Annotated in this window: 23 protein-coding genes and 1 pseudogene; 4 read left to right on the forward strand and 20 right to left on the reverse strand. The window is 64.0% G+C overall.

Annotation, left to right across the window (positions count from 1 at the left end):
* The first annotated feature begins 34 nt into the window (after nucleotides 1-34).
* Nucleotides 35-928, forward strand: coding sequence for an AraC family transcriptional regulator (locus tag NVV79_RS05630; RefSeq protein ID WP_303987056.1), 894 nt, complete (start codon nucleotides 35-37; stop codon nucleotides 926-928).
* 258 nt (nucleotides 929-1,186) lie between these two features.
* On the opposite strand, the gene NVV79_RS05635 is transcribed toward NVV79_RS05630, so the two are convergent.
* Both NVV79_RS05635 and NVV79_RS05640 read right to left on the reverse strand, forming a co-directional pair.
* On the reverse strand, nucleotides 1,187-2,116 hold the full coding sequence (locus tag NVV79_RS05635) for an aldo/keto reductase family oxidoreductase (RefSeq protein WP_303987058.1): 930 nt from the start codon (nucleotides 2,114-2,116) through the stop codon (nucleotides 1,187-1,189).
* Between the two features lie 185 nt (nucleotides 2,117-2,301).
* Nucleotides 2,302-3,411: an FAD-dependent oxidoreductase gene (locus tag NVV79_RS05640; protein WP_303987060.1), complete on the reverse strand. Its 1,110-nt coding sequence runs from the start codon at nucleotides 3,409-3,411 to the stop codon at nucleotides 2,302-2,304.
* Nucleotides 3,412-3,513: 102 nt separating this feature from the next.
* Here NVV79_RS05640 and NVV79_RS05645 point away from each other — a divergent pair, with 102 nt between their 5' ends.
* Nucleotides 3,514-3,765: a DUF2188 domain-containing protein gene (locus tag NVV79_RS05645; protein ID WP_303987062.1), complete on the forward strand. Its 252-nt coding sequence runs from the start codon at nucleotides 3,514-3,516 to the stop codon at nucleotides 3,763-3,765.
* Between the two features lie 6 nt (nucleotides 3,766-3,771).
* Here the strand turns inward: NVV79_RS05645 and NVV79_RS05650 are convergent, their stop codons facing one another.
* From NVV79_RS05650 to NVV79_RS05690, 9 genes are all read right to left on the reverse strand, one after another.
* A complete protein-coding gene (locus tag NVV79_RS05650) occupies nucleotides 3,772-4,599 on the reverse strand; it encodes an ATP-binding cassette domain-containing protein (RefSeq protein WP_303987064.1) in 828 nt (275 codons plus the stop codon).
* Between the two features lie 134 nt (nucleotides 4,600-4,733).
* On the reverse strand, nucleotides 4,734-6,026 hold the full coding sequence (locus NVV79_RS05655) for a hypothetical protein (protein ID WP_303987066.1): 1,293 nt from the start codon (nucleotides 6,024-6,026) through the stop codon (nucleotides 4,734-4,736).
* A 113-nt stretch (nucleotides 6,027-6,139) separates the two neighbouring features.
* Nucleotides 6,140-6,598, reverse strand: coding sequence for a DUF1801 domain-containing protein (locus NVV79_RS05660; protein WP_303987067.1), 459 nt, complete (start codon nucleotides 6,596-6,598; stop codon nucleotides 6,140-6,142).
* A gap of 10 nt (nucleotides 6,599-6,608) precedes the next feature.
* Nucleotides 6,609-6,998, reverse strand: a complete 390-nt coding sequence (locus tag NVV79_RS05665; RefSeq protein ID WP_303987069.1) for a VOC family protein — start codon at nucleotides 6,996-6,998, stop codon at nucleotides 6,609-6,611.
* 32 nt (nucleotides 6,999-7,030) lie between these two features.
* A complete protein-coding gene (locus NVV79_RS05670) occupies nucleotides 7,031-7,453 on the reverse strand; it encodes an SRPBCC domain-containing protein (protein ID WP_303987071.1) in 423 nt (140 codons plus the stop codon).
* Nucleotides 7,450-7,698, reverse strand: coding sequence for a hypothetical protein (locus NVV79_RS05675; protein ID WP_303987073.1), 249 nt, complete (start codon nucleotides 7,696-7,698; stop codon nucleotides 7,450-7,452). The genes NVV79_RS05670 and NVV79_RS05675 overlap by 4 nt, the downstream gene beginning before the upstream one ends.
* Complete coding sequence (locus NVV79_RS05680; RefSeq protein WP_303988327.1) at nucleotides 7,695-8,018, reverse strand: helix-turn-helix transcriptional regulator; 324 nt, start codon at nucleotides 8,016-8,018, stop codon at nucleotides 7,695-7,697. Before NVV79_RS05680 ends, NVV79_RS05675 begins: the two co-directional genes overlap by 4 nt.
* A 247-nt stretch (nucleotides 8,019-8,265) precedes the next feature.
* Complete coding sequence (locus NVV79_RS05685; protein WP_303987075.1) at nucleotides 8,266-9,021, reverse strand: ABC transporter permease; 756 nt, start codon at nucleotides 9,019-9,021, stop codon at nucleotides 8,266-8,268.
* A 125-nt stretch (nucleotides 9,022-9,146) separates the two neighbouring features.
* Nucleotides 9,147-10,103: an ATP-binding cassette domain-containing protein gene (locus NVV79_RS05690; protein WP_303987077.1), complete on the reverse strand. Its 957-nt coding sequence runs from the start codon at nucleotides 10,101-10,103 to the stop codon at nucleotides 9,147-9,149.
* Nucleotides 10,104-10,275: 172 nt separating this feature from the next.
* On the opposite strand from NVV79_RS05690, the gene NVV79_RS05695 reads away from it, so the two are divergent.
* Nucleotides 10,276-11,040, forward strand: a complete 765-nt coding sequence (locus tag NVV79_RS05695; RefSeq protein WP_303987080.1) for a TetR/AcrR family transcriptional regulator — start codon at nucleotides 10,276-10,278, stop codon at nucleotides 11,038-11,040.
* Here NVV79_RS05695 and NVV79_RS05700 read toward each other — a convergent pair.
* From NVV79_RS05700 to NVV79_RS05725, 6 genes and pseudogenes are all read right to left on the reverse strand, one after another.
* Nucleotides 11,037-12,088: pseudogene (locus NVV79_RS05700) on the reverse strand (ABC transporter ATP-binding protein). The gene NVV79_RS05695 and the pseudogene NVV79_RS05700 overlap by 4 nt on opposite strands.
* 12 nt (nucleotides 12,089-12,100) lie before the next feature.
* Entirely contained in the window at nucleotides 12,101-13,186 is a 1,086-nt protein-coding gene (locus NVV79_RS05705) for a Gfo/Idh/MocA family protein (RefSeq protein ID WP_303987082.1), read from the reverse strand.
* The gene (locus NVV79_RS05710; RefSeq protein ID WP_303987084.1) at nucleotides 13,183-14,202 is read right to left on the reverse strand and encodes a Gfo/Idh/MocA family protein; all 1,020 of its coding nucleotides are present in this window, start codon (nucleotides 14,200-14,202) and stop codon (nucleotides 13,183-13,185) included. Before NVV79_RS05710 ends, NVV79_RS05705 begins: the two co-directional genes overlap by 4 nt.
* A 194-nt stretch (nucleotides 14,203-14,396) precedes the next feature.
* Nucleotides 14,397-15,230 (reverse strand): carbohydrate ABC transporter permease, encoded by an 834-nt coding sequence (locus tag NVV79_RS05715; protein ID WP_303988328.1) that lies wholly within the window; start codon nucleotides 15,228-15,230, stop codon nucleotides 14,397-14,399.
* 46 nt (nucleotides 15,231-15,276) lie between these two features.
* Nucleotides 15,277-16,221 carry a carbohydrate ABC transporter permease gene (locus NVV79_RS05720; RefSeq protein ID WP_303987086.1) on the reverse strand — a complete coding sequence of 315 codons (945 nt, stop codon included), beginning with the start codon at nucleotides 16,219-16,221 and terminating at the stop codon, nucleotides 15,277-15,279.
* 2 nt (nucleotides 16,222-16,223) lie between these two features.
* Entirely contained in the window at nucleotides 16,224-17,516 is a 1,293-nt protein-coding gene (locus NVV79_RS05725) for an ABC transporter substrate-binding protein (RefSeq protein ID WP_303987088.1), read from the reverse strand.
* Between the two features lie 464 nt (nucleotides 17,517-17,980).
* On the opposite strand from NVV79_RS05725, the gene NVV79_RS05730 reads away from it, so the two are divergent.
* Entirely contained in the window at nucleotides 17,981-18,904 is a 924-nt protein-coding gene (locus NVV79_RS05730) for a LysR family transcriptional regulator (RefSeq protein WP_303987090.1), read from the forward strand.
* A gap of 141 nt (nucleotides 18,905-19,045) precedes the next feature.
* Here the strand turns inward: NVV79_RS05730 and NVV79_RS05735 are convergent, their stop codons facing one another.
* The 3 genes from NVV79_RS05735 to NVV79_RS05745 are packed head-to-tail and all read right to left on the reverse strand — an operon-like array spanning nucleotide 19,046 to nucleotide 21,746.
* A complete protein-coding gene (locus tag NVV79_RS05735; RefSeq protein WP_303987092.1) occupies nucleotides 19,046-19,735 on the reverse strand; it encodes a TetR/AcrR family transcriptional regulator in 690 nt (229 codons plus the stop codon).
* Nucleotides 19,686-21,209 (reverse strand): tripartite tricarboxylate transporter permease, encoded by a 1,524-nt coding sequence (locus tag NVV79_RS05740; protein ID WP_303987094.1) that lies wholly within the window; start codon nucleotides 21,207-21,209, stop codon nucleotides 19,686-19,688. The genes NVV79_RS05735 and NVV79_RS05740 overlap by 50 nt, the downstream gene beginning before the upstream one ends.
* 9 nt (nucleotides 21,210-21,218) lie before the next feature.
* Entirely contained in the window at nucleotides 21,219-21,746 is a 528-nt protein-coding gene (locus tag NVV79_RS05745; protein ID WP_303987096.1) for a tripartite tricarboxylate transporter TctB family protein, read from the reverse strand.
* Between the last annotated feature and the right edge of the window lie 188 nt (nucleotides 21,747-21,934).

Here is a 21,934-nt window from a genome sequence, read left to right on the forward strand (position 1 = left end):
TTTTACGGCGATCTCACTCCTTAAAGGGACCGCCATGACCGAACATCCCATGCGCGCCCTGCCCGGCCCCGGCATGGTGCAGGATGTGGAAGTAGACGACATTGCCGGGGCGCTGTCGGCGAGCGAATGGGATTTTTCGGCGCCACGGGCGCGGCTGGGGGCGCATGGCTTCGTGCTGGCTTCGGGCAGCGGCATGGTGCGGCTGGATAGCGGCACAACCAGTATCGAGGCGCCCTGCGTGATCTGGCTGCCCAACGGCCTTGTCGGCAGCGTGCGGCTGGAAGCGGGCGCGCGCGGGGTGATGATGACCGTGTCGGACGCGGCTCTGGGCCGGGTGGTGCCGGCCAGTTCGATTGCCGGACCCTTGCGCCAGGCCATCGACCGGCCGCTGGTCGGCACGCGCCTCGAGCCGGCCACCGCGCGCGCAACCATCCGCGACCTCGAAGATATAAAGCGCGAGACGCTGGAGGACCTGCCGGGCATGCGCGAGGCGATCATGAGCCGGCTGTGCCTGGTGCTCATCGCCTTCTGGCGGCTGGGCGAGGTGGCGGCCCAGCCGCAGGCGGCGCCGCGCGTGCTGGTGCAGAATTTCCTGCAATTGGTGGAGCTCAATGCCCGCGCGCAATGGCGCGTGGCCGACTATGCCCGGACCATGGGCATTTCCACCGACCGGCTGACCTCGGCCATCCGCCGCGGCACCGGCCAATCGCCGCTGGAACTGGCGCATGGGCGGCTGCTGGAAGATGCCGAGAGCCTGCTGGAACGCTCGGCGCTGCAGGTGCGGGAAATTGCCGACGCGCTGGGTTTTCGCGACGCGGGGTACTTCAACCGCTTCTTCACCCGGCTCAAGGGGATTTCGCCCGGACGCTATCGGCAGCAGGTGCGGCGGCGGGCGAGCCCGGATGGGTCCTATGCGGCTTGGCCGTAGCTTCATGCGGGTGGCACCACCCCACCCTCGGTCCCTCCCCATCAAGGGGAGGGAGGCGTCAGATCGGATGCGGGTGTTCATCGTCTCCCTCCCCCTTGTGGGGAGGGATCAAGGGTGGGGGTGTCGGGGCTTCAACAAGCATCAAGCATGTGGGAACCTCGACACCCCCTCCCCAGCTTTGCCAAGGCCCTGCGGGCCAGGCGCCGCTACCCTCCCCTCAAGGGGGAGGTGGGCAGGAGCTGATGGTGTGGCGATCGATCACGGCAGCGTATGCCCTGCCGCGCGGAACAGGCGATACCATTCCTCGCGGGTCAGCGTCACATCCGAGCCGGCGGCGGAATCCTTCACGCGCCCCGGATTGGTGGTGCCGAGCACGACCTGGATATGGGCCGGATGCCTCACGATCCAGGCCACGGCGATGCCGGTCGGGGTGACGCCATATTGGGCCGCGAGCGCGTCGATGGCGTCGTTCAGTTCGGCGAAATTCTCGCGGTCGCCGAGGAAAACGCCGTCGAAGAAGGCCTTCTGGAACGGCGACCAGGCCTGCAGCATCATGTTGTTGAGCCGCGAATAATCGAGCAGGCCATTGTCGCGCGACACCGACTGTTCGAGCCCGGCCATATTGGCGGCGACGCCCTGGGCGAAGAGCGGGGCATGGGTGATGGAGAGCTGCACCTGATTGGCCACCAGGGGCTGTTTCACCGCGGTCTTGAGCAGTTCGATCTGGCCCGGCGTGTGGTTGGAGACGCCGAAATGGCGCACCTTGCCGGAGGCGACCAGTTGCTCGAAGGCTTCGGCCACTTCCTCGGGCTCGACCAAAGTGTCGGGGCGGTGCAGCAGCAGAAGATCGAGATAATCGGTGCGCAGGGCAGCCAGCGATTCATCGACGCTGGTGAGGATGTGCTGTTTCGAGAAATCGAACCAGCCCTTGCGGATGCCGACCTTGGACTGGATGACAATGGCGTCGCGTTCGGCTGGGGTGAGGCGCACGGCCTCGCCGAAGCGCTGTTCGCAGCGATGGCGCTCGCCGCCATAGATATCGGCATGGTCGAAGACATTGATGCCGGCATCGCGGGCCGTGCCGAACAGGGTGGCGATCTCGGCATCGCTCATCTTGGCAATGCGCATCAGGCCGAGGACGACGCTGGAAACGGTGCGGCTGGTATGGGGGAGCGTGTAGGTTTTCATGGATTTGGCCTCGATTCTTGGCCGAAGAATAGCTCCAATATTCGGGCCAACCCACCCCCACCCTTGATCCCTCCCCACAAGGGGGGAGGGAGACGATAGGACCTCGTTCCGGGCTTCGATCCGCAAGAGCAGAATAGCTTCCCTCTCCCTTGTGGGGAGGGAATGAGGGTGGGGGTACGCTTCCGCTAGCGCTGTGTGGGGGTAATCCCCAGAAACCCCGTCAATTCCCGCGCCGCCACCGCCCCCGCCCGGTTCGCCCCGATAGTGGAGGCCGATGGCCCATAGCCCACCAGATGCACGCGCGGGTCGCGCGCCACCTGCGTGGCCAGCCGGCCGGTCATGGTGATGCCGCCCGATTCCTCGCGCAGTTGCAGCGGGGCGAGATGATCGAGCGCCGAGCGGAAGCCGGTGCACCACAGGATGACATCGACATCGAGCGTCCTTCCATCGGCCCAGCGCACGCCCGATGGCGTAATCTCGCTGAACATTTCCTGCCGCTCCAGCACGCCGCGGGTGCGCATGGCCTCGATGGCCGGCGTCAGCGGCAGGCCGGTGACCGAAACCACCGAATTGGGCGGCAGGCCGGCGCGGACGCGATCCTCCACCAGCTTGACGGCAGCGCGGCCGGCTTCCTGATCGAAAGGGCCGGTGCGGAAACGCGGCGGGGTGCGGGTGACCCAGGTGGTCCGCGTCACCTGCGAAATCTGGTCGAGCAACTGGATGGCGGAAATGCCGCCGCCGACAATGAGCACATGCTGGCCGGAGAAATCCTCGGCGGTGCGAAATTGCTGGGTATGGAGCTGGCGGCCGCGGAAGCTGTCGCGGCCGGGATAATCGGGGATGTAGGGCTTTTCCCAGGTGCCCGTCGCGTTGATGAGGCCGCGGACCGAGAAGAGGCCGCGATCGCTCTCGACACGCAGCCGCTCGCCCCGGTCGCAGACGACATTGACGGTGGCCGGGCGCAGCACGTTTAGGCCGAAGCGCTCCTCATAGGCGGCGAAATAATGCGGCACGGCAACCGAGGCCATGACGCTGTCATCGCCGCCGGCGCTATCGGCAAAGCTCAGGCCGGGCAGGTCATGCACCCGATTGACGGTGGAGAGGGTGAGCGAGGGCCAGCGATATTGCCAGGCGCCACCGGGCTGTGGCGCGCGGTCGAGCACGAGGAAATCGCGGCCGGGGGTGAGGCCGAGCTGTTTCAGGTGATAGGCCGATGAGAGCCCCGCCTGGCCGGCACCGATGACGACGATATCGAGCTTGATGGCGGTGCGGGTATTGGGGGATGGGTCGGTCACGCAGAGGCTCCGGAGACATGCTAAGCATGTAGAGTCGGCGCGACGGAAAGCAAGCGCAACCTCCTGAGCGCCCGCCAGTTATGCATTGCAAAGGAGACTATCATGGGCCACGTGACTTATGACATCGTCGAACATGACGGTGGCTATGCCTACAAGGTTGGAGACGTGTTCTCCGAAACATTCCCCACCCATCAGGCGGCCCATGAAGCAGCCGAAGCCGCGGCCCGGCGCCAGCAGATCGGCGGCCGGGATGAAGCCATCCAGTATCAGGACAGCAAGGGACGCTGGCACGAGGAGCAGGCCGATGGCGGCGACCGGCCCGAAACCGATGTCGAGGACGACCTGAGGGACTAGGTCTGCCTAGAACCGCGCCGCCAGATGCTGGCCGGTGAGCGAGTGTTTCGCCTTGGCCAGATCGGCGGGCACGCCTTCGAACTGGATTGTGCCGCCATCCTGCCCTGCCCCCGGGCCCAGGTCGATGACCCAGTCGGCCCGCGAGATCACATCGAGATTATGCTCGATGACGATGACCGAGGACCCGGCATCGACCAGCCGGTCGAACAGGCCGATCAGCGTATCGACGTCGTTCATATGCAGGCCCGTGGTGGGCTCGTCCAGCACATAGATATTGCCCTTCTTGCCCAGTTCGGCGGCCAGTTTCAGGCGCTGGCGTTCGCCGCCCGAGAGGGTCGAGAGCGGCTGGCCGAGCGTGAGGTAGCCCAGGCCCACATCGTCGAGTCCGCCCAAGATCCTGGCGATGGCCGGTTCGGTGAAGAAGCCCACCGCGTCGGAAATGCTCATCTCGTAGACTTCGGCGATGGACTTGCCGCGCAGGTGATGCTCAAGCACCTCGGGCAGGAAGCGCTTGCCTTCGCAGGTCTCGCAGGTGGTGATCATCGGGTCGAGATGGGCGAGATCGGTATAGATGACGCCCAGCCCGTTGCAATCCGGGCAGGCGCCCTTGGAATTGGCCGAGAACAGCGCGGCATCGACGTCATTGGCCTTGGCGAAGGCCTTGCGGACGGCGTCGAGGATGCCGGTATAGGTCGCGGTATTGGACCGCCGCGAGCCGCGGGCCAGGTTCTGGTCGATGATGATGGTATCAGGGTAGGCCAGCGGCAGGCAGCCCTGGATCAGACTCGACTTGCCCGAGCCGGCGACGCCGGAAACCGCAGTCAGCACGCCCATGGGAATGGTGACCGAAACGTCCTGCAGATTGTTGAGCCTGGCATGGGCGATCTTCAGCTCGCCCGTGGGCTTGCGGACCTTTTCCTTGATCGACTGGTGCTTCTTGATGTGGTTGCCGGTCAGCGTGCCTGACGTCAGCAGCCCGGCGTAATCGCCCTGATAGACCAGCTCGCCCCCTTGGAGCCGGCGAAGGGCCCCATATCGACCACATGGTCGGCAATGGCGATCATGTCGGGCTTGTGCTCGACGATGAGCACGGTATTGCCCTTGTCGCGCAACTGCTGCATCAGCCCGGCCAAGCGGCCCACATCATGCGGGTGGAGCCCCACTGACGGTTCGTCAAAGACATAGGTGATGTCGGTCAGCGAGGAACCGAGGTGGCGCACCATCTTGACGCGCTGGCTTTCGCCACCCGACAGGGTCGAGCTTTCGCGGTCGAGGCTGAGATAGCCAAGGCCGATAGTGACGAGGTTTTCCAGCCGCAAGGCCAGGGCTTCGAGCATCGGGCCGACCTGGGGCGCCTCGATCTTGCGAACGAAACTGGCCAATTCGCTGACCTGCATCGCCGAGAGCTCGGCAATGTTGCGGCCATTGACCTTGCTGCCCAGCGCCGCCTGATTAAGGCGGGTGCCGTGGCAGGCCGGGCAGGTGGCGCGGGTGAAGATCTTCTCGTATTCGCGCAGTACATGGGGCTGCAGGCTTTCGGGGTCCTTGGAGCCCAGCCCCTTCTTGAGCTTGGCGACCACCCCCTCATAGGTCAGGCCGATCTTGCCGACCTTGATCTTGCGGCCGTCATCGAGGTTGAGCAGGTTTTCGCGCTCTTCGGCGCTGTATTTGCTGATCGGCTTGTCCATGTCGAACAGGCCGGAATTCTTGTAGATTTCCCAATACCAGGTATCGACCGCGAAATCCTTGGGCAGCAGGGCGCCGTCATTGAGCGAGCGGCTTTCATCGATCACCGCCGACATGTCCATGGCCGCCACCTGCCCGATGCCCTCGCAATCGGGGCACATGCCGCGCGGATCGTTGTAGGAATAAAGGCTGGGCGGCCCCAGCTTCGGCTCGGCCAGCCGGGAAAACAGCACGCGCAGCATCTGCGCCGCATCGGTCACCGTAGCCACGGTCGAGCGGGAATTGCCGCCGAGACGCTGCTGGTCGACGATGATGGCGGCCGAGATGTTTTCGAGCTGGTCGGCATCGGGCTGGCCGTAGCGCGGCATGAATTGCTGCACGAAGCTGGGGTAGGTCTCGTTGATCAGCCGCTGGCTTTCCGCCGCGATGGTGCCGAAGACCAGCGACGACTTGCCCGACCCGGAAACCCCGGTGAACACCGTGATGCGGCGCTTGGGAATATCGAGCGAGACATTCTTGAGATTGTTCTCGCGGGCGCCGCGAATGATGATCGAGCCGTAATTGGGGTTGGTCAAGGACAGTCCTCATGGTGGGGGCCGGAGCGAGACCGACATTGCAGAAGGCTTGCTGACATGACGTGTCAGCAAGCCGATTTTCGACAGCGGGCGTGATTTTTCAAGCGGGAAGCCTAGCCCACCGCCTTCTTCAGCAAGGCGGCGATCTGCTTTTTCTCGGCGTCGCCGAGCTTGAGCAGCGCGAAGGAGGTCGGCCACATATTGCCGTCATCCAGTTTGGCGCTGGTATTGAAGCCCAGCGAGGCATAGCGCTCCTTGAACTTTTCGCCGGGAGTGAAGAAGCACACCGCCTTGCCGTCCTCACCCGCCCAGGCCGGCATGCCATACCAGGTCTTGGGTGCGAGGCTGGGCGCATGTTCCTTGACCAGGGCATGGAGGCCTTCGGCCAGTTCCCTGTCGAGCCCGTTGAGTTCGGCGACCTTGGCGAGCAGGTCGGCTTCGCCATCGACCTTCTTGCCGCCCTTGCGGCGGGCGGCCTTTTCGGCCTTTTCCTCGGCGACCTTGTCCTTCATCGCCTCGATTTCGTCGTCGGAGAAGGACTGACTGGTCTTTGTCGTCTTGCGCGTTGCCATGGGAGGCTCCCTACCAGCTCAACTGGGTGATCTGCACGATATTGCCGCAGCCATCGTCGAGCTGGGCGATGGTCGAGCCGGTGACGTCGATCGGCTCCATGCGGAGCGCCACGCCCCTGGCCTTGATGCGTTCGCAATCGGCCTTCACATCGTCGGTGAAGAACTGGATGGCCGGCTGCTCCTGCTCGAACGTCGCCTGCTGGAAGGCCCTGGCCGGCGGATTGTCGTTGAGCGCCAGTTGCAGCTCGACGCCGTCGGGGTCCTCGGACGGCACCACGGTCAGCCAGCGATAGCCTGCATTGCCGAAGTCATTCTTCTTGGTGAAGCCCAGCACATCGGTATAGAAGGCCAGCGCCTTGTCCTGGTCGTCCACATAGATGGTCGTTACCTTGATCTTCATCGTCGCTACTCCATTTCACTCGGGCCTGGACGTCAGTCCAGCTTCGCCACGACCTGTTCCAGCCGCGCCATGAACTGCTTCCACGCTGCCTTGGCGCCCTTGTAGGCAAGGTCGTGCTCGGGCCGGAAACCGGTCTGTTCCATACGGACAATCGTACCCGATGGCGTCGGTTCCAGCGTGAAGGTCACTGTTGTTTCGAGCCCATAGGCGACCCAGCTATAGGTGAGGGTCTTGTGAGGCTCGATCTCCAGCACCTCGCATTCGACCACCACTTCGATGTCCGGCTTCGGCGTGTTGCGGAACTGGAATTTCCGTCCCTTGACCGGCTTGAAATCGCTTTTCATCAGCCACTCCTCGATCAGGTGTGGTTGGGTCAGCGCCCGCCAGATCTTCTCGGGTGGATGGGCGATTTCCCGTTCGACGACGGCGGTGCGAATCTCGGGCTGGTCGCTCACCGGGCCAGGCTCCCGCGGCTGCGCCAGCGGGCGGCATAAGGCAGGACGAACATGTAGAGGCCCGTCCCCATCAGCAGGAAGAGCGGCAAGAGCGGAATATAGGACACCCAGACCAGCGGCTCGGGCAGAGCCAGCGCGATGAAGGTGACGATGACGCTGAGCGTGAAGACTATGGCGAGCCAGCGATGGATCTGGCGGATCCATTGGCTGGCGGTCCAGGGTGTGGTGCCGGCGATATCGGTCATTGATCCATCCTCTTGAGCAGGTTTTCCAGGTCGTCGAACCGGCCCTCCCAGAAGCCGGTCATTTCGCTGGTCCAGTCGACCAGCGGCGCCAGGGCACCCGGCAGGGCGCTGTAATGGGTCTGCCTTCCCTCATGGCGATCGCGCACCAGGCCGGCCTGTTTCAGCACGCCGAGATGGCGCGACACGACCGGCTGGGACACCCCAGCCTGGGCCGTGAGAGCCCCGACGGTGATCTCGCCTTCCCGGCACAGCCGCTCGAAAATGGCGCGGCGCGTCGGATCGGCAAGCGTCCGGAAGATCATGTCCTGGGTGGTCGACAAATCCATACCTCACTGGCTATGAATTATGTATAGCTGGAGAGGTATGAATGAGTCAAGCAGGATTTGGTCTGTCAGAAGTGTAGGCTCCTTCGACCTTCCGTGGCTCCCGTCACCCCACCCTCAATCCCTCCCCATCAAGGGGAGGGAGGCGCAGGTTGAGATGTCGGTGTTCGTCGTCTCCCTCCCCCTTGTGGGGAGGGATCAAGGGTGGGGGTGGGCCACGCTCACCGGACCTCGCTATCGCTCTTTAGAGCGAAGCCTTGCGCACCTGGCTGACGCCCACCGCGAGACCGGCCACCGCCACGACCACCGCCACCAGCGCGCCATACAGCACCGGCATGACGAAAATCTCACCCATGAACAAAGCGCGTTCGGCTTCGACCAGATAGGTCAGCGGATTGAAGCGGCTGGCAATATAGAGCCAGGCCGGCGCATTGGTCATGGGCAGCAGCACGCCACCCAGCAGCATCATCGGCAGGGCCACCGAATGGCTGACGAGATAGAACAGGCTCCCATCATGCTTGCTGGCAATGGCCAGGGCATAGGAGAGCGAGGCGACGCCCACGCCGAACAGCATCAGCATGGCCAGCCCCAGCAGCATATGCAGCGGATGCAGCACCAGGCCGAATGGCGTGGCGACGACGATCAGGATCAGCGCCTGCACCAGCAGCGGCGCCAGTTCCTTGAGCGCCCGGCCCACCATGATGGCGGGCCGGCTCATCGGGGTGGCAAGGAAGCGTTCGAAGCTGCCGCTCATCAATTCCTCGGTCAGCGCCCAGCCGCAGGATACGGTGGTGAACAGCACCAGCATGACCACCATGCCGGGCACGAACCATTGCAGCGGCGAGGTGCCTTCGGGGCCGGGAATGGCGCCGAGCAAAGGTACGAAAAGCGCCAGATAGAGCAGCGGCTGCACCAGTCCGAAGATGATGTAGTACCAGCTTCGCAGGGTGGGGCCGATTTCGCGGCGGAAGGAAATGGCGGTGTCTGATAAGAAGGACATGTTTTGATCCTGACTGTCAGTAGACCTCGTCCTGAGCCTGTCGAAGGACGAGGTCGTGCCGAGATTGGCGTACCCGACCTCGTGGTTCGACAGGCTCACCATGAGGTCTAACGAGACTGGAACGGCTAAGCCGCCGCCTCCCTGAGCGAGCGCCCGGTCAGGCCCAGAAACACATCGTCCAGCGTCGGCCGCACGACCCTGGCGCTGATGGCTTCGATGCCGGATTGATGCAGCCGGCGGATGAATTCGGGCAAGACGGCCTCGCCATCCCGCAGGGTGACGGCGACGTCGCGGCCATCGACCCTGGTTTCGCGCGCATCGGGCAGGTTCTGCGCGATCTCGGCGGCATTGCCCGACTGGTCCTCGCAGAGCACGCTGACATGGATAGTGTCGCCCGCCAGATCGGCCTTGAGCCGCGCCGGGGTGTCGTCGGCGATCATGATGCCATTGTCCATCACCATGACGCGCTCGGCCATGGTGTCCGCCTCGTCGAGATAGTGGGTGGTGAGGAAGATGGTCATGCCGCTGGCCTTGCGGAGGCTGGTGATGTGATCCCAGAGATTGGCGCGGCTATGTGGGTCGAGCCCGGTGGAGGGCTCGTCGAGAAACAGGATCGGCGGGGTATGCATCAGGCCCAGGGCCACATCGAGCCGCCGCTTCTGGCCGCCCGACAGCGAGGCACAAGGCCTGTCGGCCAGGCCATCGAGTTCGAGCATGCCGAGCAGGTCGTCGGCGCGCTTGCGGGCCGCCGAGGCGGTCATGCGCTGGGCCTTGCCCTGCGTCACCAGCTCGTCGCGCACGCGATGATAGGGCCCCGAGCCTGTGCCCTGCCCGACATAGCCGATCTGGCGCCGTACGCCGGCCGGATCGGCCACCACGTCATGCCCGCTGACGCTGGCGCTGCCGGATGTGAGCGGCAGGAGCGTGGTCAGCATGCGCACCGAGGTGGATTTGCCGGCGCCATTGGGGCCAAGAAAAGCCACCAGCTCCCCCTCGGCCACGTCGAGGCTGAGGCCGCGCACGGCCTCTACCGGGCCGGCCTTGGTCTTGAAGGTACGGGTCAAATCTCTGGCATGGATCATCGGCTTCCCCTGTGCGATGCGGGCACACTGACCCGGCCCTGCTGACATGACGCGGCAGCAGGCGGGTTTTCGACAGCAGGCTCGACTTTTGCGTCGCGGAGCCGTATAACTCCGTACGCCGCACAGGGTTTAGCACAATCTCGTACGGTGTAAAGAGTTATTTGGAGACCCAATGGCCGAGGATATTGCCGGGCGCGGCGACCCCATCAAAACCCTGCAACTGATGTGGGGGCGGGTCGATACGCCAAAGCGCGGTCCGAAGGCCAGGGTGGCGCTGACCGACCTGGTGCAGGCGGCGGTGCGCATTGCCGATGCGGAGGGGATCGACGCCGTCTCGACCCGCCGGGTGGCCGAGGCCGTCGGCATTTCGCCGATGAGCTTTTACACCCACATTCCCGACAAGTCGGTGCTGCTCGACCTGATGCTGGATGCGGTGTCGGGCGGGGACTATCCCATGCCGGTCTTCGATCCGGCGCAGTGGCGCGCCAATGTGACCATGGTCGCCTCCGAATTCCGCAAATATTACATCGCCCATCCCTGGGTGCTGCAGGTGTCCACCCACCGCCCGGTGCTCGGCCCCAATACGATGAAGTCCTACGAGGTCTTCCTCAGCGCGCTGGACGGGCTGGGGCTCGATGAGATCGAGATGGATATGAGCGTCACCATGATCGCCAATTACGTCTTCGGCGCCGCCCGCGACGTGGCCCGCTCGCGCATGGTCAAGGAACAGACCGGCATGAGCGATGACGAATGGTGGTACGCCATCGCGCCTTTCCTCGAAACGCTCGACTATTCCCCCTACCCCGTCGCCAGCCGCATCGGCCCGGTGGTCGGCGAACTCTATGGCCTGGGCGACCCCGACCGCGCCTTCGATTTCGGGCTGGAGCGGATTCTGGACGGGTTGGCGGTGATGATCGAGGGGAAGGGCGGGCCCTAGATCACATTGCCCTCGGCATCGAACAGGTGCAGGCGGGACGGGTCGATATGGGCGCCGACGGTCGAGCCCAGTTCCACCGGACGCTGGCCTTCGAGCACGATGGTGAGCGGCTGATTGTCGGCCGTCGTGGCATAGACCACCGTCTGGCCGCCGAGATTTTCCACCAGGTCCACGCGCACATCGGCCAGCTTGAGGCCGCTGCCTTCTGATATGGTGATGTGTTCGGGGCGCACGCCCAACGTGGTCGCGCCGGTCACCGGGCGCGGCAGGTCGAGCGTGTTGCCCGCCACTTTCAGCGCCGAACCATCGGCGCTGGCGGCGAGGAAATTCATCTTGGGCGAGCCGATGAAGCCGGCCACGAACAGATTCTTCGGCGTGTTGTAGAGTTCGAGCGGCGCGCCGGCCTGTTCGATGACGCCCTGGCGCAGAACCACGATCTTGTCGGCCATGGTCATGGCTTCCACCTGATCGTGGGTGACGTAGATCATGGTGTTGCCGAGGTCGTTATGCAGCTTGGCGATCTCGACGCGCATCTGCACGCGCAGTTCGGCATCGAGATTGGAGAGCGGCTCGTCGAACAGGAAAATGCGTGGCTCGCGCACGATGGCGCGGCCGATGGCGACGCGCTGGCGCTGGCCGCCCGACAATTGCTTGGGCTTGCGCTGCAGCAGCGGCACGATCTGCAGGATTTCGGCGGCGCGCTGCACGCGCTCCTTGATCTCCGCCTTGGGGGCGCGGGCGGTTTCGAGCCCGAAGGCCAGGTTCTGGTAGACGCTCATATGCGGATAGAGCGCATAGGACTGGAACACCATGGCGATGCCGCGCTTGGCCGCCGGCACGTCGTTCATGCGCTCGCCGTCGATCAGCAGGTCCCCCCGGTGATCGGCTCGAGCCCGGCAATCATGCGCAGCAAAGTGGATTTGCCGCAGCCCGAGGGGCCGACGAAGACGGTGAATTCACCCGGATCGATGTCGAGATCGACGCCGTGGATCACTTCCACGTCGCCATAGGCCTTGACGATCTGGCGGAGCTGGATGGGGGTCGACATGAGCTCTTACTCCTAAGCCGCCCGGAACTGGGCCGGAACCCAGCTTTCGTAAAGCGGATGGCCGGGGCCGATGGGCAGGACGACATCCTCATTGGTTGCCGACGAATGATAGAAGGCGGTGACCAGTTCGAGCGAACGGCGCGAATCCGCCGATGTCACCGGCAGCGGGCCGGTGCCCATGAGGGCATCGTGGAAACGGGCCATCTGGGTCTGGAACCTGGACGGCACATGCTTCCAGTCCTTGAGCAAAGCGTCGATCCTGGCCGCCGTCTCGGGGTTGCGCGGCTGGATCTTCCAGGGCTTTTCGCCCGGATTGTAAGCCGCATGATCGCTCTCGAAGGTGACATTCTCGAAGGCCAGGCGAATGCGGGTGGTGTCGTCGGCCGAGCCCAGGGTGGCGGTGAGGCTGGCGAGGGCGCCGTTCTTCATCTGCAGCGAGGCCGAGATCGTGTCCTCCACCTCGATCGGATTGACGCGGGTGGCGACGCGGCCGAAGACGCGTTCGATATCGCCCATGAGATAGGTGAAGAGGTCATGCGGGTGGATGGCATGGCCCATCAGCACGCCGCCCAGTTCGGTGGCCCATTTGCCGCGCCAGGGCACGGCATAATAGGGCGCGTCGCGCCGCCACAGCGTCTCGACCGTGCCCATGAAGGGTTTTCCCGCAATGCCGGCATCGATGATGGCCTTGGCCTGCTCGATGCCATTGCCGAAGCGGTACTGGAACACCGGCATCAGCATGCCCTTGCTGGCTTTTTCCTGTTCCATGACCGCATCGACCTGGGCGAGCGAGCCGACCAGCGGCTTTTCGCAGATGACATGCTTGCCGGCTTTGAGCGCCGCCATGACCATGGGGAAATGCAGGCCCGGCGGGGTGCAGATGTCGATAATGTCGATATCGTCCATGCCAAGCACGTCATCGAAGCCGGCAATGCGGCGCTCGATGGCGAATTCGTCGGCGACGCCGCCCAGCCGCTCGGCATTGAGATCGCAGAGCACCTTGACCTTGAACTTGTCGGCATTGGGCAGGTAGCCCTCGACGATATGGGAACGGCCGATGCCGCAACCGATGACGGCGACGTTGAAAACCCTGCTCATTGCGCCCACTCCGTTCCGCGTTCGGCCAATGCCTGCGCCGTCAGCGCCAGCTTCATGGCATTGAAGCACCGCTCCTGCGGCATGGCGGTCTCGGTGCGATTGCGCACATCATCGAGGAAAAGCCGGCCAAAGGGGCGGTCCACGGCCGAACAATCCACGTGGCGCGGGCCTTCGTGATTGACCATGAACAGGTGATCCTGCCCGGGCCGGCCGGCAATATCGATATATTTGCGCAGCTCGATATAGCCCTCGGTGCCCAGAATGGTCAGGCGCCCGTCGCCCCAGGTGGGCAGGCCCTTGGGGGTGAACCAGTCGACGCGGATATAGCCCGAAGTGTTTGGTGTCCGCAGATGCACGTCGCCCACATCCTGCAGACCCGGCCGGTCGGGATTGGCGCGATTGGCGACGCTGGCCGAGATCACTTCGGCATCATTGGCGTCGGAGAAGAACAGGAACTGCTCGAACTGATGGCTGGCAATGTCGCAGAGAATGCCGCCATAGCGCTGACGGTCGAAGAACCAGTCGGGGCGCGGATTGTTCTTGAGCGCATGGGGCCCCAGGCCCACCGTGTTGATGACCTTGCCGATGGCGCCCTGGGCGATGAGATTGCCCGCTTCCACCGTGGCGCGCACCTCGAAATGCTCGGAATAGAGCACCGAATAGATGCGGCCGGTTTCCGCCTGCACTTTCCGGAGCTCGTCAAGCTGGGCGAAGCTGGTCATGCCCGGCTTGTCGGTCAGCACGTCCTTGCCATGCCGCATGGCGGCGAGCGAGATGGCCGCGCGGTCGGCCGGAATGGCCGCAGTCAGCACCACGGCGATATCAGGGTCTTCCAGGATCGCCCTGGGATCGTCGACGCGTTTGGCCTCGGGATATTTGGCCCCGAAAGCCGCGGCGAGATCGTCCTCGACGGCGTGGAAGGCAACGAACTGCGCGCCGGCATCCTTGAGGCAATCGACCTGGCCATGAATGTGGCTGTGGTTGATGCCGATGGCGGCAAACTTGATGTCGGTCATAGAGAAGAGCCCTGGAAGAAACTGGGTGACGGAACGTCCACCGGACGGCCCCCCTCTCCCCTCAGGGGAGAGGGCTGGGGTGAGGGGTGAAGGCCCCTCGGCAGGAATACCGAAGCTGAACCCCTCACCCGACCCTTCGGGTCGACCTCTCCCCTGAGGGGAGAGGTGAACAGGCCCGTGCATAGCGCCCGTCCTCACCGCTTCATCCCCGTCGTGGCGATGCCCTCGATGAGCAGGCGCTGGAAGAACAGGAAGAACAGGAAAATCGGCACCAGGCTGAGCACGCTCATGGCGAACAGCCCGCCATAATCGGACATGCCAGTGCTGTCGGTGAAGGTGCGCAGGCCCAGCATCACGGTATAGGTCCGCATCTCGCTGAGATAGATCAGCGGTCCGAAGAAATCGTCCCACGTCCAGATGAAGGTGAAGATGGCGGCCGTCGCCAGCACGGGCATGGAGAGCGGCAGCACGATCTTCCAGTAGATGCGCCAGGGCGAGCAGCCGTCCATCTGGGCAGCCTCGTCCAGCTCCTTGGGCAGGCCGCGGAAGAACTGCACCATGAGGAAGATGAAGAAGCCATCGGCGGCAAGGAATTTAGGCACCACCAGCGGCAGAAAAGTGTTCACCCAGCCAAGCTGGCGGAACAGCACATATTGCGGGATCAGCGTCACCTGATAGGGCAGCATCAGCGTCATCAGCATCAGGGCGAACCAGAAGTTCTTGCCGCGGAACTGCAGGCGCGCAAAGGCGAAGGCGGCCATGGAGCAGGCCATGACATTGCCGCAGACGCTGAGGATGGAGATGATGAAGCTGTTGGTGAAGAAGGTGCCGAAGCTGGTGCGCAGCCCGTTCCAGCCGCGGAAATAGGCATCGAGGCTCCAGGCGGAGGGGATGATGCTGGCCGAGGTGAAGATTTCGTTTTCCGGACGGAACGAGGCGGCCAGCATCCACAGCAGCGGATAGAGCATCAGGACCGAGGCGCCGAGCAGCGCCACATGGATCAGCACCGAGACGAGGCGGCGCTGCATCGGGGTGAGCTTGCGCAGGCCGACCACGGTCAGCTTGTTGGGGGCATCAGTCATCGTAGTGCACCCAGTATTTCGATGTCAGGAAGGAGAAGGCGGTGAACAGCCCCACCAGCGCCAGCAGCACCCAGGCCAGGGCCGAGGCATAGCCCATGCGGAAGAAGCCGAAGGCCTCCTGGTAGAGATAGAGCGTATAGAACAGGGTCGAATTGATCGGGTTGCCGGTGCCGCCCGAGATGATGAAGGCCGGGGTGAAGCTCTTGAAGGCCTCGATGGTCTGGATGATGGCGTTGAAGAACACGACCGGGGTCAGCAGCGGCAGGGTGATCTTGACGAATTGCCGCCACTTGCTGGCGCCGTCGAGGCTGGCCGCCTCGTACATGTCCTGCGGGATCTGCCGCAGGCCGGCCAGGAAGATGATCATGGGCGAACCGAACTGCCAGATGGACAGCACGATCAGCGTCCACAGCGAATAGTTGGGATTGGATATCCAGCTTGGCCCGACAATGCCGAAGATCGACAGGAACTTGTTGACCAGGCCGTCGCCGGCGAAAATCTGCCGCCACAGGATGGCGATGGCCACCGAGGCGCCGAGCAGGCTCGGCAGGTAGAACAGGGCGCGGTAGAGCGGCAGGCCGCGAATGCCGCGATTGAGCAGCATGGCCACGCCAAGCGCGAAGGCGAGCTTGAGCGGCACCGAGAAGATGACGAAGAACATGGTCACCCGCATCGACGCCCAGAATTTGGGGTCATTGGTGAACATGCGCATATAGTTGTCGACGCCGGTCCAGCGCGGGGCGGTCAGCAGGTCGAAATGGGTGAAGCTCAGATAGAGCGAGGTGACCATGGGCCCCACGGTCAGACCGAGAAAGCCGATCAGCCAGGGCAGCAGGAACAGATAGCCCGGGGCATCGTTCTGCCAGATACGGGCCCAGAGCGAGGGTGCCGCGCGCTCCCTTGCGGGAGCGCCCGATTCAAGGGAGCGCGCGGTCATGCTTAGCTGGCCCGGTCCAGAATGGCGGCTGCTTCATTGACGAAGTAGACACCGGCATCTTCGGCGGAACGGCCGCCGAAGGCGACTTCCTGGCTCAGCGTCCGCAGCAGCGAGATGTCGATCTCACCGGCAGCGGCCGGCGGCGGCGGCGGCAGCGGGCCGAGCAGGTCGCCCAGATTGGCCACGAAATGCAGCGCGATCTGGTTCTGCGCGTCGAGCGTGGGGGCCACCGCATCACGTACGGCGGCGGCGCAGGGCACCCCGCGTTCGACGCCCAGGATCTTGCCGGCGTCGGGATCGTTGATGAAGAAGCTGAGGAATTCGGCAGCCGCTTCCTTGTTGGCCGACGAGCCCGCCACCGAGAAGAACATCGAGGGCTTGCGGTAGTGACCGCCACCGACACCGGGGGCGAGACGCGGATAGCCGACCATGTCGAGGCGGTCCGGCAGCAGCGCCTGATAGCCGACCAACTGGTTGGAATTGGATGGCATCATGGCCGCCTTGCCGGAAACCAGCATGGTAGTTTCGAGCGGACCGGTGTCGAGCGCCTGATCTTCCGGCGAAACGATCACGCCGGCATCGCGGAAGCTGTTCCACATGGTGAACCACTCGATCATCTCGTCGGCGCCGAAGCCCAGCTCGCCCTCGGCGGTATAGAGCGCGAGGCCTTTCTGGCGCAGCCAGTTGTCCAGCATCGGCTCGGTGCCCGAGGAATCGGTCATCATCTTCATGCCGTTGCGGACATTGGCGGCAGCGAAGGCTTCGCCGGTGGCCAGGATGTCGTCATAGGTCCAGTCGCTGGTCGGCACCGCGATATCGGCTTCCTCGAAGGCGGCCGTATTGATGAGCGTGGCCACCGTATTGGCGCCCAGCGAGATGCCGTAGAGCTGGCCGTTGACCTTGCCGCCTTCCAACTGGTCGGCGTCGAAATCGTCCAGCTTGAGCGCGCCGCCGACGAATTCGTCGAGCGAGGCGATGGCGTTGCGCTGGGCGTATTCCACGATATAGCGGTAGTCCATCTGGATCAGGTCGGGGGCGTTGCCGCCCGCGGTCTGGGTGGCCAATTTGGGCCAGTAGTCGTTCCAGGCCAGGAACTCGCCCTCGATGGAGCCGCCATTGGCGGCGGTGTAGAGGTCGGTCACGCCATAGGTGCGGTCGGCGCGGTCCTGGCCGCCCCAGAAGGTGAGGCGCATATTGGCGCCCTGAGCCCAGGCCGGCATGACGCCGGCGGCGCCGGCGGCGACAAGCGCGGAACTGCCCATCAGGAACTGACGGCGGTCGATGCGGATAGTCATTCGGTTTTCCTCCCATGAACTGTGGTCGTTCCGGCTCCCGGAACGGATGCGTAATTCGCAGCCTCCCCGCTGCTAATCACCAATCGGTTACTTGTTCTGCCCCGAGGCCGGCATCGCTGCCGGCATTCTCGGTTGTGCTTTTCGCCGGAAACTCCCTACGAAAGTTACACAAATAACCGACTGGTTACGACATAGCACACACGTTTGCGGCAAGGCAATGACTTGTATGGAAGATGCGGAAAGCTGGTGAAATCTCCCTCCGGCAGTGTCGCTGCCCGAGCCGGATCGTCCCGGATTCCCGCTGTTTCAGACCGTCCCCGCGAACGCAGACGCGTCTGGCTCCCATGGCCGTTATCGGCCGTTTCCTGTCTCGCTGCCGCCACCTTGGCGCAGTCTCGACCAAAAGAAAAATAGGAAATATCCTGTCCGGTATAGATTGTTTCTATGGCATGGAGACCGGCCCCATGGACAAGCTGCTCAACCAGTTCCTCGCCGTGGCCGAGGCGGGCACGATCAGCGCCGCGGCGACGGCCCTGTTCGTCACCCAGCCGACGCTGACCTTCAACATGCGCAAGCTCGAGGAAAATCTCGGGGTGAAGCTGCTGATCCGCACGCCGCGCGGGGTGGAGCTGACCGAATATGGCGAGACGCTCTATCAGAACGGGCGGCTGATGCGCCGGCTCTATGACAATACGCTCAATGCGATCGCCCACCAGCAGGGCCGCACCGAGCAGGGCTTGCGGATCGGCTCGGGCTATTCATGGTGGACTTTGTTCATCCGCGACATGGTGCTCGACTATTCCAGGAACTACCCCAATGCGCGCATCCATGTGAGCCTGGGCAACCAGTTGCGCTGCATGGACCAATTGCTGAGTGGCGACATATCCCTGTTCGTGGCCCATGAGATCGAGGGGCTGAGCCGCAGCACCGGCGCCCGCCTCCTGCCGCTGACCCGGGTCGGCCAGGGCTATTTCGTGCGCGAGGGCCATCCCTTGCTCAGCCGCCCCCGCTCGATGACGGAGGTGGAAGCCTATCCGGCGGTCACCAGCTCACTGCCCGAGGTCCGCCACCAGCGCTTCTTCGAGACCTGGAGCCGCACCACCACGGCCAGCGCCCCGTTCGACCAGGGCAAATATGTGTTTGCCTCCAATTCGCTGGCCGCCTGCCTCGACTATGTCGAGCGCAGCGACGCGGTGCTCAGCCATACCGAGGTGATGGCCGAGGAATTCATCAGCCGCGGCCTGCGACAGGTCAGCGTGACCGAACCGACGCGGCAGAGCCTGATCGGCATCTATGTGCTGCTGGAACGGGCCGAAGAGCCCCGCGTGGCCGAACTGATCGAGCGCTTGCGGGAGAAAGCCGCCACGGTGCTACCGCCGTTGGAATAGGCTTTTCCAAGAGGATACCCCCTCCCAACCTCCCCCTGATAGGGGAAGGAGCAGATCGGGGATTTGGCACGATCTTGCCCCACCCACCGGCCGGATTCCTCCCCTATCAGGGGGAGGCTAGGGGGTATCCGACAAAAAACCTCAAGCCGGCTTGGTCCGCAGATAATCCAGCACCATCTGCACTGCCTGCGCCTCGCGCTCCTGCACCATGTCGATACCGCTGAGGTCCCGCGCGAAGATCACCGACAGCGTCGCCATGTTGGAGACGTAGAAGAAGCCCAGGGCGGCGATGGAGATATAGAGCTGCACCGGATCGACGTCGCGGCGGAAAATGCCGATCTCGGCGCCGCGTTCGACAATGGTGCGGATCTGCCCGACCAGCGGGGAATGCAGGGCCTGGATATCGGGCAGGGTCTTGAGGAACCGGGCATTCTCGATGTTTTCGGTGCCGAGCAGGCGCGGAAACCACGGATTGGCGAGGAAGTGGCGGAAGGTGAAGCGCACCAGCCGGTCCATGGCATCGACCGGCCCGTATTGGTCGAGGCTCAGCGCCCGTTCGCCGCGGCGGATCTCCTGATAGGCATCGAGCAGGACGGCCCGGTAGAGATCCTCCTTGTTGCCGAAATAGTGGTAGAGCAGCCGCTTGTTGGCCCCCGCCAAAGCGGCAATGGCATCCACCCGCGCGCCCTCGAAGCCGCGCTCGGCGAATTCGGCCCGGCCGGCGACCAGGATCGCCGCCTTGGTCTTGATCGAATTGCGCGCCCGCTTGGCCGGGGCCGCCTCAGCCTTGGGCTGGGGCGGCGCGACCGCGGGTGAAGAGGGCTCGGACACGCTTGGATACCGCCGGAATGGACATCAGGATGGTGAAGACGATGATGAGGCAGATAACAGCACTGATCGGACGGGTAAAGAACGGGGTTGGATCGCCATTGGTCAGCAGCAGGCCGCGCCGCAGGTTGAGGTCGAGCAGATCGCCCAGCACGATGCCCAGCACCATGGGGGCCATGGGATATTTCATTTCGCGCAGGATGAAGCCGAAGACGCCGAAGCCGAGCATGACATAGACGTCGAACATGCGCTGGGTGATGGCGAAGGAACCGACCACGCAGAGGATATAGATCACCGCCATCAGCCGCTGGCGCGGCACGCGCAGGACCTGGATGAAGACCTTGGTCAGCGACAGGCCGAAGACCAGGTTGGCGAGCGTCGCCAGCAGCAACATGGCCACGACCTGGTAGAGGAAAACCGGATTTTCCACCATGATCATCGGCCCGGGCCTGATGCCGTGGATATACATAGCCGCGATCAGTACGGCCGCGGCGGCCGAGCCGGGCAAAGCCAGAGTGAGTGTCGGGATCATCGCCGCCGAGACCACGGCATTGTCGCCGGTTTCCGCGGCGATCAGCCCTTCCTGGCTGCCCTTGCCGAATTCCTCGGGATGCTTGGAGGCCCGCTTGGCCGCGGCATAGGAGGTCCAGGAGCCCACATCCTCGCCTACACCGGGAATGATGCCGATGAAGGTGCCGATGACGCCGGAGCGGATGATGGTTTTCCAATACCGGAAAATCTCGCGGAAGGTCGGCACCACCCGGTCATTGACCGAAGCCACATGGGCCACCGCATTGCGTTTCATGGCCGAGAGGATTTCGGCCAGCCCGAAGGCGCCCACCATGGCCGGGATCAGGTCGATGCCGCCGCCTAGCTGGGAAATGCCGAAAGTGAAGCGCTGATGCGCATGCAGCGTTTCCATGCCCACCATGGCGACGAGCAGGCCCAGAATGCCCGCAATATAGCCCTTGAGCGGCGTATCGCTGCCGGTCATCTGGCCCGAAATCACCACGCCGAACAAAGCCAGCCAGAAGAATTCGTAGGAGCCGAATTTCAGCGCCGCCTCGGCGAGGAAGGGCGCGATGATGGCGAGAAAGAAGATGCCGACCAGCGTGCCCAGGGTGGACGAGGTGGTGGCCAGGCCCATGGCGAGGCCGGCCTTGCCCTGCTGGGCCAGGGGATGGCCGTCCAGCGTCGCCGCCGCATTGGCGGGGGTGCCGGGAATATTGAGCAGGATGGCGGTACGGCTGCCGCCATAGATGGCGCCGAGATAGACGCACATCAGCGTGAGGATCGCCTGGTCGGGCGCCATCTTGTAGGTGAGCGTTACCAAGAGGGCCACGCCCATCGTGGCGGTCAGCCCCGGCAATATGCCGATGACCACGCCGAGCAGGGTCGCCCAGGCGACATTGAACAATGCGGCGGGGGTGAGGAAGTGGCCGATGCCCTGACCGAGAAGGAGCAGTCCGTCAAACATCTGGAATCCTTACGGCAGGCGGACGAGAAAGATGCGTTCGAAGACGAGGTAGATGCCCCCGCCGCCGAACACGGCAATGGCGATGGCCCAGCCCAGTGTCGACAGCGGCGTGATGGGCCCATCGGCCAGCCAGGTCTCGAAAATCATGATGAAGGCGAAGATGAACAGCATGGCGGCAGCCCAGAAGGGCAGCCAGCCGACCAGGATCAGCGTATGGACCAGCGCCAGCCCCAGGATGACCAGCACGCGCAAGGCCTGCCGCGTGGTGAATATACCGGCCAGGCCGCGCCAGCCGCCTTCGGCCTCGATGCGCCATGAGCGCAGCCCCAGCAGCGCGCCGCACAGCGTCAGCCCCACCGACAGGATCAGCGGCACCAGCCCCGGAATGGTGGCGGGATGAATGTGCCGCGCCTCGAGGCGCGGCATGGTCCAGGACAGGTAGAAAATGGTAAGGCCCAGCCCCACCAGCACGATTGATGTCAGCAGATCGGCCCGCGCCCGGATGGCGGTTTCGTCCGCTTCAGTCGGTGTGTCCAATGCCCGCCTCCCTAGTAAAGACCATCTCTACCCCTCTCCCCTTGCGGGAGAGGGTGGTTCTTCCGCGTCCAGCGGAAGAACCGGGTGAGGGGTGCTGCGCTCTCCCATGCTTCAATGCAGTCGGATAGCACAGAACCCCTCATCCGCCCTTCGGGCACCTTCTCCCGCAAGTGGAGAAGGGAAGAGCC

This window comes from Devosia ginsengisoli (assembly GCF_024707105.1).
In the GTDB taxonomy this organism is placed as follows: domain Bacteria; phylum Pseudomonadota; class Alphaproteobacteria; order Rhizobiales; family Devosiaceae; genus Devosia; species Devosia ginsengisoli_A.

What these genes read in the sequence shown, in the direction of transcription:
- NVV79_RS05665 (WP_303987069.1), bottom strand. Translation starts at nt 6,998, where the DNA reads ATGAAGATCAAGGTAACGACCATCTATGTGGACGACCAGGACAAGGCG.
- NVV79_RS05635 (WP_303987058.1), bottom strand. Translation starts at nt 2,116, where the DNA reads ATGAAAACCTACACGCTCCCCCATACCAGCCGCACCGTTTCCAGCGTC.
- NVV79_RS05715 (WP_303988328.1), bottom strand. Translation starts at nt 15,230, where the DNA reads ATGCAGCGCCGCCTCGTCTCGGTGCTGATCCATGTGGCGCTGCTCGGC.
- NVV79_RS05645 (WP_303987062.1), top strand. Translation starts at nt 3,514, where the DNA reads ATGGGCCACGTGACTTATGACATCGTCGAACATGACGGTGGCTATGCC.
- NVV79_RS05725 (WP_303987088.1), bottom strand. Translation starts at nt 17,516, where the DNA reads ATGACTATCCGCATCGACCGCCGTCAGTTCCTGATGGGCAGTTCCGCG.
- NVV79_RS05730 (WP_303987090.1), top strand. Translation starts at nt 17,981, where the DNA reads ATGGACAAGCTGCTCAACCAGTTCCTCGCCGTGGCCGAGGCGGGCACG.
- NVV79_RS05660 (WP_303987067.1), bottom strand. Translation starts at nt 6,598, where the DNA reads ATGGCAACGCGCAAGACGACAAAGACCAGTCAGTCCTTCTCCGACGAC.
- NVV79_RS05630 (WP_303987056.1), top strand. Translation starts at nt 35, where the DNA reads ATGACCGAACATCCCATGCGCGCCCTGCCCGGCCCCGGCATGGTGCAG.
- NVV79_RS05710 (WP_303987084.1), bottom strand. Translation starts at nt 14,202, where the DNA reads ATGACCGACATCAAGTTTGCCGCCATCGGCATCAACCACAGCCACATT.
- NVV79_RS05705 (WP_303987082.1), bottom strand. Translation starts at nt 13,186, where the DNA reads ATGAGCAGGGTTTTCAACGTCGCCGTCATCGGTTGCGGCATCGGCCGT.
- NVV79_RS05695 (WP_303987080.1), top strand. Translation starts at nt 10,276, where the DNA reads ATGGCCGAGGATATTGCCGGGCGCGGCGACCCCATCAAAACCCTGCAA.
- NVV79_RS05720 (WP_303987086.1), bottom strand. Translation starts at nt 16,221, where the DNA reads ATGACCGCGCGCTCCCTTGAATCGGGCGCTCCCGCAAGGGAGCGCGCG.
- NVV79_RS05685 (WP_303987075.1), bottom strand. Translation starts at nt 9,021, where the DNA reads ATGTCCTTCTTATCAGACACCGCCATTTCCTTCCGCCGCGAAATCGGC.
- NVV79_RS05740 (WP_303987094.1), bottom strand. Translation starts at nt 21,209, where the DNA reads ATGTTTGACGGACTGCTCCTTCTCGGTCAGGGCATCGGCCACTTCCTC.
- NVV79_RS05690 (WP_303987077.1), bottom strand. Translation starts at nt 10,103, where the DNA reads ATGATCCATGCCAGAGATTTGACCCGTACCTTCAAGACCAAGGCCGGC.
- NVV79_RS05675 (WP_303987073.1), bottom strand. Translation starts at nt 7,698, where the DNA reads ATGACCGATATCGCCGGCACCACACCCTGGACCGCCAGCCAATGGATC.
- NVV79_RS05650 (WP_303987064.1), bottom strand. Translation starts at nt 4,599, where the DNA reads ATGGGCGTGCTGACTGCGGTTTCCGGCGTCGCCGGCTCGGGCAAGTCG.